Source organism: Pseudomonas sp. Sample_9, from assembly GCF_004307535.1.
Taxonomy (GTDB): Bacteria; Pseudomonadota; Gammaproteobacteria; order Pseudomonadales; family Pseudomonadaceae; genus Aquipseudomonas; species Aquipseudomonas mercuritolerans.
The window spans coordinates 19323-37419 of sequence record NZ_RAZO01000336.1; the positions used below are offsets into that span (position 1 = coordinate 19323).

Sequence of the window (18097 nt, forward strand, 5' to 3'; positions counted from 1 at the left end):
ATCAGTCAGCAAAGGTGGCGAATGTCAGATTGCATTCGCGAGCAGGCTCGCTCCCACAGGGTTTGCTGCATGGATGGTGATCGTTTTGTCAGCCCTGCTGCTCAGCGCCTGCACCAGCCAGCCACCGCTACCAGCGGCCAACCCGACATTGCCCCTGCCGCTGCAACTGCACATCGAGCGCGAGCAAGCCGGGCAGCGTCAGGACTGGCTGCTGGTGATCCAGCGCGAAGGCGCCGGCACGCGCTGGTCGATGATGGATCCGCTGGGCATTCCCCAGGCGCGTCAGCAACTGATCGACGGGCATTGGCGGGCCGACGGTCTGCTGCCGCCCAATCCCGAGGCGCGGGAGCTGTTCGCCGCATTGCTGTTCGCCCTGACGCCGTCCGCCGAGCTGCTGCGCAACTATCCCGACGCCCGGCAAACAACCGATCAGCGTTCACTGCCGGCGCGCTGGAACATCCGCTATTCACAGCCGCTGAGCTTCGAATTGAACCTGCCTCAGGGCCCGCACTATCGCGTTTCCCAGTTAGGTGAATCGACGCCATGACCGCTTACCTGAATGCCCTCGGCGTGATCTGCGCTTTGGGCCGCGACAAGTCTGAAGTCGCGCGCAATCTGTTTGCCGGCGACTGTTCGGGCATGCGCCGCGAGTCCGGTTGGGTCGCCGAACGTGAACTGCCTGTGGCCAGCGTGCACGGTGAATTGGCGCCGATCCCGGTCGAACTGATCGAGCACAGCAGCCGCAACAATCAGCTGCTGCTGGAAGCAGCGCTGCAGATTCGAGACGACATCGATCGTGCGATCCAGACCTTCGGCCGCGAGCGCATAGGCGTGGTGCTAGGCACCAGCACCTCGGGCATCGACGAGGCCAGCCGGGGTCTTGCGCATTACATTCGCGAACAGCAATTTCCTCCCGAGTACGACTATCGCCAGCAGGAACTCGGCGCCCCGGCGAATTTTCTCGCTGAGTGGCTGCAACTGAGCGGCCCGGCCTACGTGATTTCCACAGCCTGTACCTCCAGCGCCCGCGCGCTGATGAGCGCCCAGCGCCTGCTCGACCTGGGCCTGTGCGATGCGGTGCTGTGTGGCGGCGTCGACAGTCTGTGCAAGCTCACGCTGAACGGGTTCTCTTCGCTGGAAGCCGTTTCAGATGAACGCTGCAATCCGTTTTCCGCCAACCGCAACGGCATCAATATCGGCGAGGCAGCGGTACTGTTCGTGATGAGCAAACAGCGCGGCGAGGGCCCGGGAATCGCCCTGCTGGGGACGGGCGCCAGCTCGGATGCGCACCATATTTCCGCGCCGGAGCCGAGCGGCCGCGGCGCCCTGCAAGCGATGCAGAAAGCGCTTGGCCGCGCTGGTCTGCAAGCCGCGCAAATCGACTACCTGAACCTGCACGGCACCGCCACTGCGCACAACGACGCGATGGAAAGTCTGGCGGTCGCGGCGCTGTTTCCCGAAGGCGTCGCCTGCTCGTCGACCAAACCGCTGACCGGTCACACCCTCGGCGCGGCCGGCGCGTTGGAAGCGGCGTTCTGCTGGCTCAGCCTGAGTGCCGAAAACCCTGAACAGGCGTTGCCGCCGCACATCTGGGACGGTCACGCCGATCCCGCGCTGCCGCCGCTCAACTGGGTGACCGCGAGCGAACGCCTGACGTCCATTGCACCGCGCTACCTGATGAGCAACTCGTTTGCCTTCGGCGGCAACAACGTCAGCCTGATTATCGGAGACGCACCATGAGCCACTGGCCGCTCGCCGAACTGTTGCCGCATGCCGGCGACATGATCCTGATCGACGCCATCGAGCGCTTCGACGATGAGCAGATTTTCACTCGCCTCACGGTCAAGCCCGACGGCCTGTTCAACCTGCCCGACGGCAGCCTGCCGGCGTGGGTCGGCGTCGAGCTGATGGCGCAGAGCGTCGCCGCTTTCGCCGGTTGCCACGCCCGGCAAAAAGGCAATCCGCCGGAGCTGGGCTTTCTCCTCGGCACGCGCAAATTCGAGTGCAACGTCGAAGCCTTTGCGTCCGGCAGCGAGCTGACCATCCATGGCCTGCGCTCACTGGAAGACGACAACGGCATGGGCGTATTCGAATGTCACATCCACGGCGACGGCATTCATGCCAGCGCCCGGCTGAACGTGTTCCGTCCGCCGCAAGCCAACCAATATCTGCAACAGACAAAGGAGTCGCACGATGACTGAATCCGTACTGGTCACCGGCTCCAGCCGTGGCATCGGCCGCGCCATTGCCTTGCGTCTGGCGCAGGCCGGGCATGACATCGTCCTGCATTGCCGCAGCGGCATGACTGAAGCCCAAGCGGTGCAGGCCGAAATCGAAGCACTGGGTCGCCGCGCGCGCATCCTGCAATTCGACGTCGCCGACCGTGAAACCTGTAAAAGCATTCTCGAGGCCGACGTCGAAAACCATGGCGCCTATTACGGCGTGGTGCTTAACGCCGGGCTGACCCGCGACGGCGCGTTTCCGGCGCTGAGCGATGACGATTGGGACGTGGTCCTGCGCACCAACCTCGACGGTTTCTACAACGTTCTGCACCCGGTGATGATGCCGATGATCCGTCGTCGCGCCGCCGGACGCATCGTCTGCATCACTTCGGTGTCGGGCCTGATCGGCAACCGTGGCCAGGTCAACTACAGCGCTTCGAAGGCCGGGGTGATTGGCGCCGCGAAGGCATTGGCCATTGAGCTGGGCAAGCGCAAAATTACGGTTAACTGCGTCGCCCCTGGCCTGATCGACACGGCCATGCTCGACGAAAACGTGCCGGTTGAGGAACTGATGAAAATGATCCCCGCGCAACGCATGGGCACCCCTGAGGAAGTGGCCGCTGCGGTGAATTTCCTGATGTCGGCGGAAGCCTCGTACATCACCCGTCAGGTCCTGGCGGTCAACGGAGGCCTGTGCTGATGAAGCGCGTCGTCGTCACCGGCATGGCCGGCATCACCTCACTGGGCAGCGACTGGCCGACTATTGCCGGCAATTTCGCGGCCAATCGCAGTGGCATTCGCCGCATGGACGAGTGGGATCGCTTCACTGAGCTGAACACGCGTCTGGCCGGGCCTATCGATGATTTTCTCGTACCGTCGCACTGGACCCGCAAGCAGTTGCGCAGCATGGGCCGGGTTTCGCGACTGGCGGTCGGCGCAGCAGAAAAGGCTCTGGCCGATGCTGGCCTGCTCGGTGACGAATCGATCAAGGACGGGCGCATGGGCGTCGCTTGTGGGTCATCTACCGGTAGCACTGACGAAATCAAAGCGTTCGGCAACATGCTGCTCAACTCGGTGGCCGAGGGCCTGAACGCCAACTCCTATGTGCGGATGATGCCGCACACCACCGCCGCCAATATCAGCATTTTCTTCGGCCTCACCGGCCGCCTGATTCCGACGTCCAGCGCCTGCACCAGCGGCAGCCAGGGCATCGGCTACGCCTATGAGGCAATTAAGTTCGGCCGCCTGCCATTGATGCTCGCCGGGGGCGCGGAAGAACTCTGCCCGACCGAAGCCATGGTGTTCGACGCGCTCTACGCCACCAGCCTGAAAAACGATGCACCACAGACCAGCCCACGGCCGTACGACAAGGGCCGCGACGGTCTGGTGATCGGTGAAGGTGGCGGCATGCTGGTGCTTGAAGAGCTGGAACACGCCCTCGCCCGTGGCGCGCACATTCACGCGGAAATCGTCGGTTTCGGCAGCAACGCCGACGGCCAGCACACCACGCGCCCGGAACAGCTCACGATGCGCCGCGCCATGGAACTGGCCCTGGAAGATGCCGGCCTCAGCCCGGACGCCATCGGTTATGTGAACGGCCACGGCACCGCGACCGAACAGGGCGACATCGCCGAAACGCTGGCCACCAGCAGCCTGTTCGGCGAACACATGCCGATCAGCTCGCAGAAGAGTTTCCTCGGCCACACCCTCGGTGCCTGCGGTGCGCTGGAGTCATGGTTCAGCATCGAGATGCTCAACAGCGACCGTTACGTGCACACCTTCAACCTCGACGAGGTCGACCCGCACTGCGGCAAGCTCGATTACCTGCGCGGCGAGTTTCGTCAGATGCACCACGACTACGTGATGAACAACAACTTCGCTTTCGGCGGCGTCAACACCTCGTTGATCTTCCGCCGCTGGCCGTAACCGAATCAATCCAGGTCAAGGAGACCTTCATGCACTTCCACAAACTCGCCGCCGTCACCCTGCTGCTTTGCGCCCTGCCAGCAGTCAGCCAGGCCCGCGACACGGCGGTCTACCTGCCATTCGACAAAGCCGTCGCCGAGGCCACCCGCTCCGGCAAGATCGATGGCAGCGTGAAATTCTATCTGGCCGGCAACACCCCGGCGGGCAAAGTCACCGTGGTCAGCCCCGACGCCGTGACCAACAAGAAAACCAACGCCTTCAACAAATCCGACGAAGTCGCCTGCGAGTGGGTCGCCCAATCGGCAATCATCAGCCTGCACCAGGCCGCGAAAAACGCCGGCGCCAACGCCGTGACCAACATCGTCAGTTTCTACAAGCGCAACGAGCGCAAGGACGCGCAAACCTACGAATGCCACGCCGGCGCGATCATGGCAGGCGTTGCGCTGAAGGGTGATCTGGCGAAGGTTCAGTAACCGCCAGAAACGACAAAGGGCGCCATTCGGCGCCCTTTCACAGACAGGTTGGCTTGTCATCGCCGATTACCTGCCTGGCTCTGCGATGGCTGGTTGCCCAGGATCCTCAGAGTCTCACAAGCCCCTTTTCGGGATAGTTAGTTCTAAGACGCGCTCGCTCGATTGTTTCACGCGCTTTGACAATGAACCGGTCATCACCTCTCGCTTCGTCCATACAAGCCTCCAGATAATCTTTCAGGTCCGCATCCGTCAGCAAAAAATCGGCGGAGTTCCAACGCGTGAATTTTTCGATCATGGTTCTCTTCGAGAAGTGACGAGGAAAGACAAATTAGCGACGATCAGGAATGCCGACAAGACAGCGGTTTCCGGAACCGGTGTAGGAAACCCCCTAACTTCGTATGATTCAGAAATGATCACCGATTGTGCTGTTACCAGGACCAGCACGTGTGCTGCTTCCGGCCTTTTCGCGAGCAGGCTCGCTCCCACAGGAGCTAGGAGACATCCACAATTTCGGTGAGCGCCCAGATCAATTGTGGGAGCGAGCCTGCTCGCGAAAGCGCCAGGCGCCTTCACACCGTCAGCGGCTCAACCTTGTGCGTAAGCAGTTGGACAAACGCCCTGGCCATCGGCGATTTCTGGTCCTTGCGCTGCACCAGCCACACAGCCGAAACCGCTTCGGGATCGAGCAGCGGGCGGTAGACCACGCCGTCGATGCGCATGCGTTGGTAGGACGCTGGCAGCACTGACACACCGAGGCCCGCTGCGACCAGACCGATGATGGTCATCGCCTCGCCAGCCTCTTGGGCAAAGTGCGGGCTGAAGCCGGCATCACGGGCCAGACTGAGCAGTTGTGCGTAGAGCCCGCTGCCATAGCTGCGCGGAAAAAACACGAACGGTTCCAGCGCCAGCGCCGAGAGAAACAGGCCTTCGTCGCTGCCTTGGGCCAACGGATGCTTGGAACTGAGCACCGCCACCAATGGCTCGCGCATCAACTCCACAACACTCAGTGAATCTGGCAATCCGAGCGGGCGCATGATCCCGACTTCGATCGACTCGTCCACCAAGGCATCGGCGACCATGGTGCTGCTCATTTCGCGCAAATTCAGATGCACCGCCGGAAAGCGCTGACGAAAGGAAAAAATCGCCTGCGGAATGGTCGAGTTGAACGGTGCCGACGAGGTGAAGCCAATCTTCAACTCACCCAGCTCGCCAAGTTGCGCACGGCGGGCGACGTCCGCTGCTCTGTCGACTTGTGCCAGCACCAGCCGCGCCTCCTGCAGAAACAATCTGCCCGCCTCGCTCAATTCGACCCGACGATTGGTGCGTTCGAACAATCGCGCGCCGAGCTGTTGCTCCAGCGCCTGAATCTGCTGGCTCAGCGGTGGCTGGGAGATGCCCAGCACCTGTGCGGCCCGGCCAAAATGAAGTTCTTCGGCGACGGCGATGAAGTAACGCAGATGACGCAGTTCCATAGGATTACCATTAGGTCGCTGAAGCTATCAAACAGGTCGAACAATATATTGGATAGAAACATTAGCCAGCTATATGATTTTTTCATTGCCTGCCCGGCTGTGCTTTCCGAGGTCTGAAGTGAAAACTGCTGTCGCGCCCCTTGCCCACGAAATCCCGCCCCCTGCCGACGACGATGCTCTCGCCGAGCTGCAGGAGATCTACATCGAAAAAGGTACGCCGGCGTTCATGCGCACAGTGCTGGCGCTTTTCTGTGGCGGCTTTGCGACGTTCGCGCTGCTCTATTGCGTGCAACCGATGATGCCGCTGCTGTCCCACGAATACGGGATCAACGCGGCGCAGAGCAGTCTGATCCTCTCGGTGGCGACCGGCATGTTGGCCTTCGGTCTGCTGATCACCGGGCCGATTTCCGACCGCATCGGCCGTAAACCGGTGATGGTCGCCGCACTGTTCGCTGCCGCGTTGTGCACCATCGCCAGTTCGATGATGCCGAGCTGGCACGGCGTATTGATCATGCGCGCGCTGATCGGCCTGTCATTGAGCGGCCTGGCAGCGGTGGCGATGACCTATCTGAGCGAAGAAATCCATCCACAGCACATCGGCCTGGCAATGGGTTTGTACATCGGCGGCAACGCGATCGGCGGGATGAGCGGACGCTTGATAACCGGCGTGCTGATTGACTTCGTCAGCTGGCACACGGCGATGCTGGTGATTGGCGGTCTGGCGCTGGTCGCAGCGGCGGTGTTCTGGAAGATACTCCCGGAGTCGCGCAACTTCCGTGCTCGCTCGCTGCACCCGCGCAGCCTGCTCGACGGCTTCACCATGCACTTTCGCGACGCCGGCCTGCCGCTGCTGTTTCTTGAAGCGTTTGTGCTGATGGGCGCGTTTGTCACGCTGTTCAACTACATCGGCTACCGCTTGCTGGCTGCGCCGTACAACCTCGATCAGGTATTTGTCGGATTGCTCTCGGTGGTCTACCTGTCGGGAATCTACAGCTCGGCGAAGATCGGTTCGCTGGCGGACAAACTCGGGCGACGCAAAGTGCTCTGGGCGACCATTGCGCTGATGTTCGCCGGGCTCGCGCTGACGATGTTGACGCCGCTGTTGCTGGTGATCGTCGGCATGCTGGTGTTCACCTTCGGCTTCTTTGCCGCGCACTCGGTGGCGAGCAGCTGGATCGGCCGGCGCGCGTTGACGGCCAAGGGTCAGGCGTCGTCGCTGTATCTGTTCAGTTATTACGCCGGATCGAGCATTGCCGGGACGGCGGGCGGGGTGTTCTGGCATCTGGGTGGGTGGAACGGGATCGGCTTGTTTATTGGTGCGTTGTTGCTGATTGCCCTGCTGGTGGCGTTGAAGCTGGCGAAGTTGCCGCCGTTGCAGGGCGTCAAAGCCTGACATAAAACCCTGTGGGAGCGAGCCTGCTCGCGAATGCACTGTGTCAGGCAACATCAGTTGAATGACACACCGCTTTCGCGAGCAGGCTCGCTCCCACAGTTGATTTGGGTACGACATTAGATCGTGCAAAAGAAAACGCCCGGCATTGGCCGGGCGTTTTTCATTGGGCGCTGATCACTCGTGATACTGCGCCGACAGCTCATGCACCGCGCGCAGGAACGCGCCGGCATGTTCTGGATCAACCTCAGGCGTAATACCGTGGCCAAGGTTGAACACGTGGCCGCTGCCCTTGCCGTAGCTGGCGAGGATGCGCCCGACTTCAGTGCGGATCGCTTCCGGTTTGGCGTAGAGCACCGTCGGGTCCATGTTGCCTTGCAGCGCGACCTTGTCGCCGACCCGGGCGCGGGCGTTGCCGATGTCGCAGGTCCAGTCCAGGCCGAGGGCGTCGGCGCCGGCTTCGGCGATGCTTTCCAGCCACAGGCCGCCGTTCTTGGTGAAGATGATCACCGGCACTTTGCGTCCGTCGTTCTCGCGGATAAGGCCGCTGACGATTTTCTTCATGTAGGCCAGGGAGAATTCCTGATACGCCGCAGCCGACAGGTTGCCGCCCCAGGTATCGAAGATCTGCACCGCTTGTGCACCGGCCATGATCTGGCCGTTGAGGTAGGAAGTCACCGACTGCGCCAGCTTGTCGAGCAGCAGGTGCATGGCTTGCGGATTGTCGTAGAGCATCGCTTTGGTCTTGCGGAAGTCTTTCGACGAGCCGCCTTCAACCATGTAGGTCGCCAGTGTCCACGGGCTGCCGGAGAAGCCGATCAGCGGTACGCGGCCGTTGAGTTCACGGCGGATGGTGCTGACCGCATCCATGACGTAGCCGAGGTCTTTGTGCGCGTCGGGGATCGGTAGGGCTTCGATGTCAGCGAGGGTGCTGACGACCTTCTTGAAGCGTGGGCCTTCACCGGTCTCGAAGTACAGGCCCTGGCCCATGGCATCGGGAATGGTGAGGATGTCGGAAAACAGGATCGCCGCGTCCAGTTGCGGGTAGCGGTCGAGCGGTTGCAGGGTGACTTCGCAGGCGAACTCCGGATTCATGCACAGGCTCATGAAGTCGCCGGCATGGGCGCGGCTGGCGCGGTATTCCGGCAGGTAGCGACCGGCCTGGCGCATCATCCACACAGGTGTGACGTCAACGGGTTGCTTGAGCAGGGCGCGGAGGAAACGGTCGTTCTTCAGGGCAGTCATGTCGGCATCCGGAAAAAAAGTGCGGGCATTTTCTCAGAGCGCGAGGCAAAAGGCACGGATGTGGGTCAGCCTTTTGTCTATCGGGTCAATTTATTGCGTTGGAACACGATTTTCCGCAACACCCTAAAACAACTGTGGGAGCGAGCCTGCTCGCGAAGAGGCCGGCACATCCAACATTGAAGTTGGCTGACAGACCGCTTTCGCGAGCAGGCTCGCTCCCACAGGAGTATTGCGTTTGGCTCAGGCGCCGGGGTTAGACACCCAGGTAATCGAGGATGCCTTCAGCCGCATTGCGCCCTTCGAAGATCGCCGTCACCACCAGGTCAGAACCGCGCACCATGTCGCCACCGGCGAAGATTTTCGGGTTGCTGGTCTGGTGCTTGTACTGACCTTGCTCGGGCGCAACAACGCGGCCCTGGCTGTCGGTCTGGATTTCGAACTGTTCGAACCACGGTGCCGGGCTCGGGCGGAAGCCGAAAGCGATGACCACGGCGTCGGCCGGGATGATCTCTTCGGAACCCGGGATCGGCTCGGGGCTACGACGGCCACGGGCGTCCGGTTCGCCGAGACGGGTCTCGACCACTTTCACGCCTTCGACCTTGTCTTCACCGACGATGGCGATCGGCTGGCGGTTGTAGAGGAATTTCACGCCTTCTTCCTTGGCGTTCTTCACCTCTTTGCGCGAGCCGGGCATGTTCGCTTCGTCACGACGATAGGCACAGGTCACCGATTTGGCGCCCTGACGGATCGACGTGCGGTTGCAGTCCATCGCCGTGTCGCCGCCGCCCAGGACCACAACCTTCTTGCCTTTCATGTCGACGAAATCTTCCGGCGACTTTTCAAAGCCCAGGTTGCGATTGACGTTGGCGATGAGGAAGTCCAGCGCGTCATAAACGCCTGGCAGGTCCTCACCGGCAAAGCCGCCCTTCATGTAGGTGTAGGTCCCCATGCCCATGAACACCGCATCGTACTCGGCGAGCAGTTGTTCCATGGTCACGTCTTTGCCGACTTCGGTGTTGAGACGGAACTCGATGCCCATGCCGGTGAAGACTTCGCGACGATTGCTCAGCACGGTCTTTTCCAGCTTGAACTCGGGGATGCCGAAGGTCAGCAGGCCACCGATTTCCGGGTTCTTGTCGAATACCACGGGGGTCACGCCGCCACGCACCAGCACGTCGGCACAACCCAGACCCGCCGGGCCTGCGCCGATGATCGCGACACGTTTGCCGGTCGGTTTGACCTTGGACATGTCCGGGCGCCAGCCCATGGCGAACGCGGTGTCGGTGATGTACTTCTCGACCGAACCGATGGTCACCGCGCCGAAGCCGTCGTTGAGGGTGCAGGCACCCTCGCACAGACGATCCTGCGGGCACACCCGGCCGCAGACTTCCGGCAGGGTGTTGGTCTGGTGCGACAGCTCGGCGGCCTGAAGGATGTTGCCCTCGGCGACCAATTTGAGCCAGTTGGGAATGAAGTTGTGCACCGGGCACTTCCATTCGCAATACGGGTTGCCGCAACCCAGGCAGCGGTGGGCCTGATCGGCCGACTGCTGGGGTTTGAACGGCTCGTAGATTTCAACGAACTCTTTCTTGCGTTGACGCAACAGTTTCTTCTTCGGATCCTTGCGCCCGACATCGATGAATTGAAAGTCGTTACTGAGACGTTCGGCCATCTTCAAAACCTCGTACACGACAGCTTCAAGCTACAAGCTTCAAGCTGCAAGAAAATCAAATTAATCCGCCTCACCGCGCAAGCTTCTAGCTTGTCGCTTGAAGCTTGCAGCTGCTTCACTGTGGGCTTGCCCGCGTACTGGAGAGCAGAGATTTCAGACTCGCTGCCTTCGGTTTGACCAACCAGAAACGACGCACGTAATCGTCGAGGTTTTCGGCGAGTTCACGACCCCACTCGCTGTCGGTTTCGGCGACGTACTCGTTCAGCACGTTCTGCAGGTGGCTGCGATAGGCTTCCATCGCCTCGCCGCTGATCCGCTGGATCTCCACCAGTTCGTGATTGACCCGGTCAACGAAGGTGTTGTCCTGATCGAGCACGTAGGCGAAACCACCGGTCATGCCAGAGCCGAAGTTGTAACCGGTCTTGCCCAGCACGCAGACGAAACCACCGGTCATGTACTCGCAGCAGTGATCGCCAGTGCCTTCCACGACGGTGTGGGCACCGGAGTTACGCACGGCGAAACGCTCGCCTGCGGTGCCGGCGGCGAACAACTTGCCGCCAGTGGCGCCGTACAGGCAGGTGTTGCCGATGATGGCGCTTTCCTGAGTTTTATAAACGCTGCCCTTCGGCGGCACGATGACCAGCTTGCCGCCGGTCATGCCTTTGCCGACGTAATCGTTGGCGTCGCCTTCCAGGTACATGTTCAGACCGCCGGCGTTCCACACGCCGAAGCTCTGACCTGCCGTGCCTTTGAAACGGAAGGTGATCGGCGCTTTCGCCATGCCCTGGTTGCCATGCTTGCGCGCGATTTCGCCGGAGATCCGGGCGCCGATCGAACGGTCGCAGTTGCAGATATCCAGCTCAAACTCAGCACCGCTGAGGTCGTTGATCGCCGACGCGGCCAGCTCGACCATCTTCTCCGCGAGCAGACCTTTGTCGAACGGCGGGTTGCGCTCAACGCCGCAGAACTGCGGTTTGTCCGCCGGGATGTGATCGCTGCCCAGCAGCGGCGTCAGGTCCAGGTGATGTTGCTTGGCGGTCTGGCCTTCGAGGATTTCCAGCAGATCAGTGCGACCGATCAGCTCTTCGAGGGAGCGCACGCCAAGCTTGGCCAGCCACTCACGGGTTTCTTCGGCGACGTAGGTGAAGAAATTCACCACCATGTCGACGGTGCCGATGTAGTGATCCTTGCGCAGTTTCTCGTTCTGCGTCGCGACGCCAGTGGCGCAGTTGTTCAGATGGCAGATGCGCAGGTATTTGCAGCCCAGTGCGATCATCGGCGCGGTACCGAAGCCGAAGCTCTCGGCGCCAAGGATCGCGGCTTTGATCACGTCGAGACCGGTTTTCAGGCCACCGTCGGTCTGCACCCGGACCTTGCCGCGCAGGTCGTTGCCGCGCAAAGTCTGGTGGGTTTCAGCCAGGCCGAGCTCCCACGGTGCGCCTGCGTATTTGATCGAGGTCAGCGGCGAAGCACCGGTGCCACCGTCGTAGCCGGAAATGGTGATCAGGTCGGCATAGGCCTTGGCCACACCGGCGGCGATGGTGCCGACGCCCGCTTCTGCTACCAGCTTCACCGAAACCAGCGCCTGCGGGTTGACCTGCTTCAAGTCAAAGATCAACTGCGACAAATCTTCGATCGAATAGATGTCGTGGTGCGGCGGTGGCGAAATCAGGGTCACGCCCGGCACTGCGTAACGCAGCTTGGCGATCAGCCCGTTGACCTTGCCGCCCGGCAGTTGCCCGCCCTCGCCCGGCTTGGCGCCTTGGGCGACCTTGATCTGCAGCACTTCGGCGTTGACCAGGTATTCCGGGGTTACACCGAAACGGCCAGTGGCGACCTGCTTGATTTTCGAACTCTTGATGGTGCCGTAACGCGCCGGATCTTCACCACCTTCGCCGGAGTTGGAACGCGCACCGAGGCGGTTCATGGCTTCGGCCAGGGCTTCGTGAGCTTCCGGCGACAGTGCGCCCAGCGAGATACCGGCGGAGTCGAAGCGCTTGAGCACCGACTCCAGCGGCTCGACTTCACTGATGTCCAGTGGCGTGTCGAGGGTCTTGACCTTGAACAGGTCGCGAATCATCGACACCGGACGATTGTCCACCAGCGAGGTGTATTCCTTGAACTTGGCGTAGTCGCCCTGCTGCACGGCGGCTTGCAGGGTGTTGACCACGTCCGGGTTGTACGCGTGATATTCGCCACCGTGGACGAACTTCAGCAGACCGCCCTGCTGGATCGGCTTGCGCGGACTCCAGGCTTCGGTGGCCAGGGCTTTCTGCTCGGCTTCGATGTCGACGAAACGTGCACCCTTGATACGGCTCGGCACGCCACGGAAGCTCAGGTTGCAGACTTCCTCGGACAGGCCGATGGCCTCGAACAACTGCGCACCGCGGTACGAAGTGATGGTCGAGATGCCCATCTTCGACAGGATCTTCAGCAGACCTTTGGTGATGCCTTTGCGGTAGTTCTTGAACACCTCGTAGAGGTCGCCCAGGACTTCACCGGTACGGATCAGGTCGCCCAGCACTTCGTAGGCCAGGAACGGATAGACCGCCGAGGCGCCGAAACCGATCAGCACCGCGAAGTGATGCGGGTCACGGGCGGTCGCGGTTTCAACGAGGATGTTGGAATCGCAACGCAGGCCTTTTTCGGTCAGACGGTGGTGCACGGCACCGGTCGCCAGGGAGGCGTGGATCGGCAGCTTGCCCGGAGCGATATGGCGGTCGCTGAGGACGATTTGGGTACGCCCGGCGCGCACGGCTTCTTCAGCCTGATCGGCAACGTTGCGGATCGCCGCTTCGAGGCCGAGGCTTTCGTCGTAGTTGAGGTCGATGATCGCCCGTTCGAAACCCGGACGGTCGAGGTTCATCAGCGAGCGCCACTTGGCCGGCGAGATCACTGGCGAGCTGAGGATCACGCGCGAGGCGTGTTCCGGCGACTCCTGGAAAATGTTGCGCTCGGCACCGAGGCAGATTTCCAGCGACATCACGATCGCTTCACGCAGCGGGTCGATCGGCGGGTTGGTGACCTGCGCGAACTGCTGGCGGAAATAGTCGTACGGCGTGCGTACACGCTGGGACAGCACGGCCATCGGCGTGTCGTCGCCCATCGAGCCCACGGCTTCGTAACCTTGCTCGCCAAGCGGGCGCAGCACCTGATCACGCTCTTCGAACGTGACCTGATACATCTTCATGTACTGCTTGAGCTGGTCGACGTCGTAGAAAGCCGAACCGTGGTCGTTGTCTTCCATGGTCGCCTGAATGCGCAGGGCATTCTTGCGCAGCCATTGCTTGTACGGATGACGGGATTTCAGACGGTTGTCGATCGCATCGGTATCGAGGATCTGCCCGGTCTCGGTGTCCACAGCGAAGATCTGGCCAGGGCCGACGCGACCCTTGGCGAGCACGTCTTCAGGCTGGTAGTTCCACACGCCGATTTCCGAGGCGAGAGTGATGAAACCGTTCTTGGTGGTGACCCAGCGCGCCGGGCGCAGACCGTTACGGTCGAGCAGGCACACCGCGTAGCGACCGTCGGTCATTACCACGCCGGCCGGGCCGTCCCACGGCTCCATGTGCATCGAGTTGTACTCGTAGAACGCACGAAGATCCGGGTCCATGGTTTCGACGTTCTGCCACGCAGGCGGAATGATCATGCGCACGCCACGGAACAGGTCGATGCCACCGGTGACCATCAGTTCGAGCATGTTGTCCATGCTCGAGGAGTCGGAACCGACACGGTTGACCAGCGGGCCGAGTTCTTCCAGATCCATCAGATCGTTGGTGAACTTGGTCCGACGGGCCTGCGCCCAGTTGCGGTTACCGGTGATGGTGTTGATCTCGCCGTTGTGGGCGAGGAAGCGGAACGGCTGCGCCAGCGGCCATTTCGGCAGGGTGTTGGTGGAGAAACGCTGGTGGAACACGCAAATCGCGGTTTGCAGGCGCTCGTCACTCAGGTCTGGATAGAACGCGGCCAGGTCGGCCGGCATCATCAGGCCTTTATAGATGATGGTCTTGTGCGAAAAGCTGCAGATGTAGTGGTCGGTGTCAGCGGCGTTGGCCACCGACGAACGGCGACGGGCGCTGAACAGCTTCACGGCCATGTCCTGATCGCTCAGGCCTTCGCCGCCGATGTAGACCTGCTCGATCTGCGGCAGGCGTTCAAGGGCGAGGCGGCCGAGGACGCTGGTGTCGATCGGCACTTTGCGCCAGCCGATCAGTTGCAGGCCTTCGGCGAGGATCTCGCGGTTCATGTTCTCGCGAGCGGCTTCGGCCTTGGCCGGATCCTGATTGAAGAACACCATGCCCACGGCATATTGCTTGGGCATTTCGACGCCGAAGCTTTCCTGGGCAATGGCTCGCAGGAAGGCGTCGGGTTTTTGAATCAGCAGACCGCAACCGTCACCGGTCTTGCCGTCGGCATTAATCCCACCGCGGTGGGTCATGCAGGTCAGGGCCTCGATGGCCGTTTGCAAAAGGGTATGACTGGGCTCGCCCTGCATATGAGCTATCAGGCCGAAACCGCAGTTATCCTTGAATTCATCTGGTTGGTACAGACCTGCTTTCATAGACACTTTCTCACCAGGCTGCCTCTACTCGAGGCAAATTTCTTTTCAATTCAACCACTTGCGATCCGCGCCGAACGTACGCCGGCTTAGCGGGGGCAAAAGGGTGGTCATTGTACACAGCGACACAGAGGCTCACAAATTTGACGACGAACTGTCGCAAATTCATGTCGCATTTGTGAAAGGTTTAAAACGATCTGCTGTGCTAGTCAAAACTTTTTTAAATTCTGACCGCAACGACTCAAAAACTACTGTGACGCAGACACCACAAGGCACGCATCCTTTTCAGAAAGCGCGCACTTATGGAGATTTTGAGGTGCCGGGAGAGGCGGCCTGGGTAAGGCCGCCGAATCTTCAGCGAGTTGTTGCCAGTTCCTGTTGGACGCTGGCGACAGTGCGAGGCCAAGGTTTACCAGCCTGAACCTTCGCTGGCAAGGCCTTGATGGCAGAAACGGCCGCATCACGATTGGCGAAGTTGCCGTAGGTGATCACGTAAAGCGGCTTGCCGTTGAGGACTTTCTTGAAATAACGGTACTCGCCGCCCTGCTCCTTGACGAAGTTCTGCGCGGCGGTTTCCGAGCTGGTACCGAGGATCTGCACCACGTAGTTGCTGGTCGGCTGACCGGCGTACCAGCTGCCACCGGCGGCTTTGGCCACGGTGACTGGCTTGTCGGCAGGCTTGGCCGGAGCAGGAGCCGGTTTCGCGGCTGGCGCCGGAGTGGCCGGAGCAGGCTTGGCTGTGGCGATCTGCGTCGGCGCCGGGGTTGGTGCCGGTTTGGCGGCAGGGGTCGGAACCGGTGTCGGCGCAGGACCGGCCGGAACGCCAGCAGGCGGCGCGGAGGTGGTTACGGTCGGCGGGGTATCGCTGGAGCCTTCCAGCGGCACGCCGTCGTCGCCTTCGGTAATGCCACCGGCGGCTTCAGCGAGCGGGCCACGCATGACCGGCTGCGAGTTGCCGACCAATGGCAGCGGCATCGGCTGGGTGTTGCCGGCGAATTCGACGGACGGGTTGGCGCCGTTCGCTGCACCCTGACCCAATGGCAGTTGCGCCTGTTCATTGGCCGGAGCACCGGTGGTCGGTGCCTTGCTGCGACCCGGCATCAGCCAGGCGGCGGCAACCGCGACCACAACGACGGCGGAAATCGCCAATACGTGTTTCTTCGGCATGTTGAACCCCATACTTGGACGCTTGACCGCGGAGCGGCTGGCAATCATGACTTCGATCAGTGCATCGCGAGCGACCTGGTTGATGTTGCCTGGCCAGCCCTCGGAGCTTTCGTGAATATCAGAGATCTGATCTGCGGTGAAAAGTTCGACACCCCGACCCGCGCCTTCCAGCCGCTGGTCGAGATATTCGCGGGTCTCTTCTTCGGTGTACGGCTGCAATTCGATGACATGGAAACGCTCTTCTTCGAGCTGCAACGCCTCGAGCTGAGCGATCAGCGACGACTCGCCGAAGAGGAATACATGCGGACGACCTTCCGGCGTGCCGGCGCCGAGCGCCATCAACGCTTCCAGCGCGGACTCGTCGAGCTGCTCGGCATCGTCCACCAGCAGATAGACTTCCTGCCCGGTCAGACCCAGTTGCACCACCTGCTCGAGAATCGCACCGACTTCGGCCTGAGCGACATCCAGCGCCTGCGCCACCTGGCGCAGCACGCCGGCCGCATCACCGGCGCCACGGGCGGAAACCACCACGCTTTGCACCGATTGCTTGTTGGTACTGGCAACGAGCGCCTGCCGCAGCAGGGTCTTGCCGCTGCCTTGCGGGCCGGTGACCACCAGCAGCAACTGGCTGTAGCGCGCCAGGTGATGCAGTTGACCCAGCACCGGTTTGCGCTGGGCCGGGAAGAATTTGAAGCCCGGCACCCGTGGCGCGAACGGGTCGTGACTTAACTGGAAATGGCCGAGAAACGCCTCGTCGGCATGCAAACTAGTCATCGGAATCGTTTTAACCTTTAAGCTGAGCCAGGGCGCGGTAATCCGCTCCCAGCGTGGCCTGTAGAACCTCTTTCGGATAATCGTCGGTCACTACCGCTTCGCCCATCCGGCGCAGCAGCACCAGGCGCAGACGACCGTCGATCACTTTTTTATCAATTGCCATGTGTTGGAGAAAATCGGCTTCGCTCATCTCTTCAGGCGGAACGACCGGCAAGCCGGCACGCTGGAACAGACGAATGCCGCGATCACGCTCCTGCTCGCTGATCCAGCCCAGGCGCGCGGACATTTCCAGCGCCATCACCGTGCCCGCCGCCACCGCCTCGCCATGCAGCCAGACACCATAGCCCATGTGGGTTTCGATGGCGTGGCCGAAGGTGTGGCCGAGGTTGAGCGTGGCGCGCACGCCGGTTTCCTTTTCATCGGCACCGACCACCGCAGCCTTGGCCGCGCAGGAACGCTCGATCGCATAGGTCAGCGCGGTCTGATCCAGCGCACGCAGGGCATCGACGTTTTCCTCGAGCCAGGTCAGGAACGGCTCGTCGCAGATCAGGCCGTACTTGATGACTTCCGCCAGGCCCGCCGACAACTCGCGCTCCGGCAGGGTTTTCAGCGATGCGGTATCGATCAGCACCACGTTCGGCTGATAGAACGCGCCGACCATGTTCTTGCCCAGCGGATGATTGATGCCGGTCTTGCCGCCAACCGAGGAATCGACTTGCGACAACAGCGTGGTAGGAATCTGAATGAAGTCGACGCCGCGCTGATAGCAGGCGGCAGCGAACCCGGCCATGTCGCCGATCACCCCGCCGCCCAAGGCGATCACGGTGGTGCGGCGGTCATGACGGGCGGTCAGCAGACCATCGAAAATCAGTTGCAGGGTTTCCCAGTTCTTGAAGGCTTCGCCATCAGGCAGCACCACCGAGATCACCGAGAACTGCGCAAGGCTGCGGGTCAGACGTTCGAGATAGAGCGGCGCGACGGTTTCGTTGGAGATGATTGCCACCTGCCGCCCATGGACATACGGCGCCAGCAGTTCCGGCTGATCCAACAGACCTTCGCCAATATGAATCGGGTAGCTGCGCTCGCCTAGATCGACCTTGAGTGTCTGCATGTGTCCCCACAGTGAAGATGGAAGCAGGCATCCTGCCCTGAAATTATTGGTGTTCTGCGGCCTGTAGCGGTATGACGCCGCTCGCCC

14 protein-coding genes are annotated in these 18097 nt (G+C 61.5%); 7 read left to right on the forward strand and 7 right to left on the reverse strand.

Annotation, left to right across the window (positions count from 1 at the left end; genetic code table 11):
* The first annotated feature begins 73 nt into the window (after positions 1-73).
* The 6 genes from D6877_RS19030 to D6877_RS19055 are packed head-to-tail and all read left to right on the forward strand — an operon-like array spanning position 74 to position 4621.
* On the forward strand, positions 74-547 hold the full coding sequence (locus D6877_RS19030; RefSeq protein ID WP_130911768.1) for a hypothetical protein: 474 nt from the start codon (positions 74-76) through the stop codon (positions 545-547).
* Entirely contained in the window at positions 544-1740 is a 1197-nt protein-coding gene (locus tag D6877_RS19035) for a beta-ketoacyl-[acyl-carrier-protein] synthase family protein (protein ID WP_130911769.1), read from the forward strand. The genes D6877_RS19030 and D6877_RS19035 overlap by 4 nt, the downstream gene beginning before the upstream one ends.
* A complete protein-coding gene (locus D6877_RS19040) occupies positions 1737-2201 on the forward strand; it encodes a hotdog family protein (RefSeq protein ID WP_130911770.1) in 465 nt (154 codons plus the stop codon). The genes D6877_RS19035 and D6877_RS19040 overlap by 4 nt, the downstream gene beginning before the upstream one ends.
* Positions 2194-2922, forward strand: a complete 729-nt coding sequence (gene fabG / locus D6877_RS19045; protein ID WP_016772040.1) for a 3-oxoacyl-ACP reductase FabG — start codon at positions 2194-2196, stop codon at positions 2920-2922. Before D6877_RS19040 ends, fabG begins: the two co-directional genes overlap by 8 nt.
* Positions 2922-4148 (forward strand): beta-ketoacyl-ACP synthase, encoded by a 1227-nt coding sequence (locus tag D6877_RS19050; RefSeq protein ID WP_130911771.1) that lies wholly within the window; start codon positions 2922-2924, stop codon positions 4146-4148. The genes fabG and D6877_RS19050 overlap by 1 nt, the downstream gene beginning before the upstream one ends.
* 29 nt (positions 4149-4177) lie before the next feature.
* A complete protein-coding gene (locus D6877_RS19055) occupies positions 4178-4621 on the forward strand; it encodes a hypothetical protein (protein ID WP_064363258.1) in 444 nt (147 codons plus the stop codon).
* A 106-nt stretch (positions 4622-4727) separates the two neighbouring features.
* Here D6877_RS19055 and D6877_RS19060 read toward each other — a convergent pair whose 3' ends face one another.
* Entirely contained in the window at positions 4728-4916 is a 189-nt protein-coding gene (locus D6877_RS19060) for a transcriptional regulator (protein ID WP_130911772.1), read from the reverse strand.
* Positions 4917-5190: 274 nt separating this feature from the next.
* Positions 5191-6093 (reverse strand): LysR family transcriptional regulator, encoded by a 903-nt coding sequence (locus D6877_RS19065; protein WP_130911773.1) that lies wholly within the window; start codon positions 6091-6093, stop codon positions 5191-5193.
* A gap of 118 nt (positions 6094-6211) precedes the next feature.
* Between D6877_RS19065 and D6877_RS19070 the strand changes: the two genes are divergently transcribed.
* A complete protein-coding gene (locus D6877_RS19070; RefSeq protein WP_130911774.1) occupies positions 6212-7486 on the forward strand; it encodes an MFS transporter in 1275 nt (424 codons plus the stop codon).
* Between the two features lie 174 nt (positions 7487-7660).
* On the opposite strand, the gene hemE is transcribed toward D6877_RS19070, so the two are convergent.
* From hemE to aroB, 5 genes are all read right to left on the reverse strand, one after another.
* The gene (hemE, locus tag D6877_RS19075; RefSeq protein WP_130911775.1) at positions 7661-8728 is read right to left on the reverse strand and encodes a uroporphyrinogen decarboxylase; all 1068 of its coding nucleotides are present in this window, start codon (positions 8726-8728) and stop codon (positions 7661-7663) included.
* A 253-nt stretch (positions 8729-8981) separates the two neighbouring features.
* Complete coding sequence (locus D6877_RS19080) at positions 8982-10400, reverse strand: FAD-dependent oxidoreductase (protein ID WP_039757038.1); 1419 nt, start codon at positions 10398-10400, stop codon at positions 8982-8984.
* Between the two features lie 115 nt (positions 10401-10515).
* Complete coding sequence (gltB, locus tag D6877_RS19085) at positions 10516-14961, reverse strand: glutamate synthase large subunit (RefSeq protein ID WP_130911776.1); 4446 nt, start codon at positions 14959-14961, stop codon at positions 10516-10518.
* A gap of 351 nt (positions 14962-15312) precedes the next feature.
* Complete coding sequence (locus D6877_RS19095) at positions 15313-16899, reverse strand: AAA family ATPase (protein WP_039756683.1); 1587 nt, start codon at positions 16897-16899, stop codon at positions 15313-15315.
* A 10-nt stretch (positions 16900-16909) separates the two neighbouring features.
* The gene (aroB, locus tag D6877_RS19100; protein ID WP_130911777.1) at positions 16910-18010 is read right to left on the reverse strand and encodes a 3-dehydroquinate synthase; all 1101 of its coding nucleotides are present in this window, start codon (positions 18008-18010) and stop codon (positions 16910-16912) included.
* Positions 18011-18097: the final 87 nt, after the last annotated feature.

Excerpts from the sequence above, each read along its gene's own strand:
- D6877_RS19030 (WP_130911768.1), top strand. The coding sequence starts at position 74 with ATGGTGATCGTTTTGTCAGCCCTGCTGCTCAGCGCCTGCACCAGCCAG.
- D6877_RS19035 (WP_130911769.1), top strand. The coding sequence starts at position 544 with ATGACCGCTTACCTGAATGCCCTCGGCGTGATCTGCGCTTTGGGCCGC.
- D6877_RS19040 (WP_130911770.1), top strand. The coding sequence starts at position 1,737 with ATGAGCCACTGGCCGCTCGCCGAACTGTTGCCGCATGCCGGCGACATG.
- fabG (WP_016772040.1), top strand. The coding sequence starts at position 2,194 with ATGACTGAATCCGTACTGGTCACCGGCTCCAGCCGTGGCATCGGCCGC.
- D6877_RS19050 (WP_130911771.1), top strand. The coding sequence starts at position 2,922 with ATGAAGCGCGTCGTCGTCACCGGCATGGCCGGCATCACCTCACTGGGC.
- D6877_RS19055 (WP_064363258.1), top strand. The coding sequence starts at position 4,178 with ATGCACTTCCACAAACTCGCCGCCGTCACCCTGCTGCTTTGCGCCCTG.
- D6877_RS19060 (WP_130911772.1), bottom strand. The coding sequence starts at position 4,916 with ATGATCGAAAAATTCACGCGTTGGAACTCCGCCGATTTTTTGCTGACG.
- D6877_RS19065 (WP_130911773.1), bottom strand. The coding sequence starts at position 6,093 with ATGGAACTGCGTCATCTGCGTTACTTCATCGCCGTCGCCGAAGAACTT.
- hemE (WP_130911775.1), bottom strand. The coding sequence starts at position 8,728 with ATGACTGCCCTGAAGAACGACCGTTTCCTCCGCGCCCTGCTCAAGCAA.
- D6877_RS19080 (WP_039757038.1), bottom strand. The coding sequence starts at position 10,400 with ATGGCCGAACGTCTCAGTAACGACTTTCAATTCATCGATGTCGGGCGC.
- gltB (WP_130911776.1), bottom strand. The coding sequence starts at position 14,961 with ATGAAAGCAGGTCTGTACCAACCAGATGAATTCAAGGATAACTGCGGT.
- D6877_RS19095 (WP_039756683.1), bottom strand. The coding sequence starts at position 16,899 with ATGACTAGTTTGCATGCCGACGAGGCGTTTCTCGGCCATTTCCAGTTA.
- aroB (WP_130911777.1), bottom strand. The coding sequence starts at position 18,010 with ATGCAGACACTCAAGGTCGATCTAGGCGAGCGCAGCTACCCGATTCAT.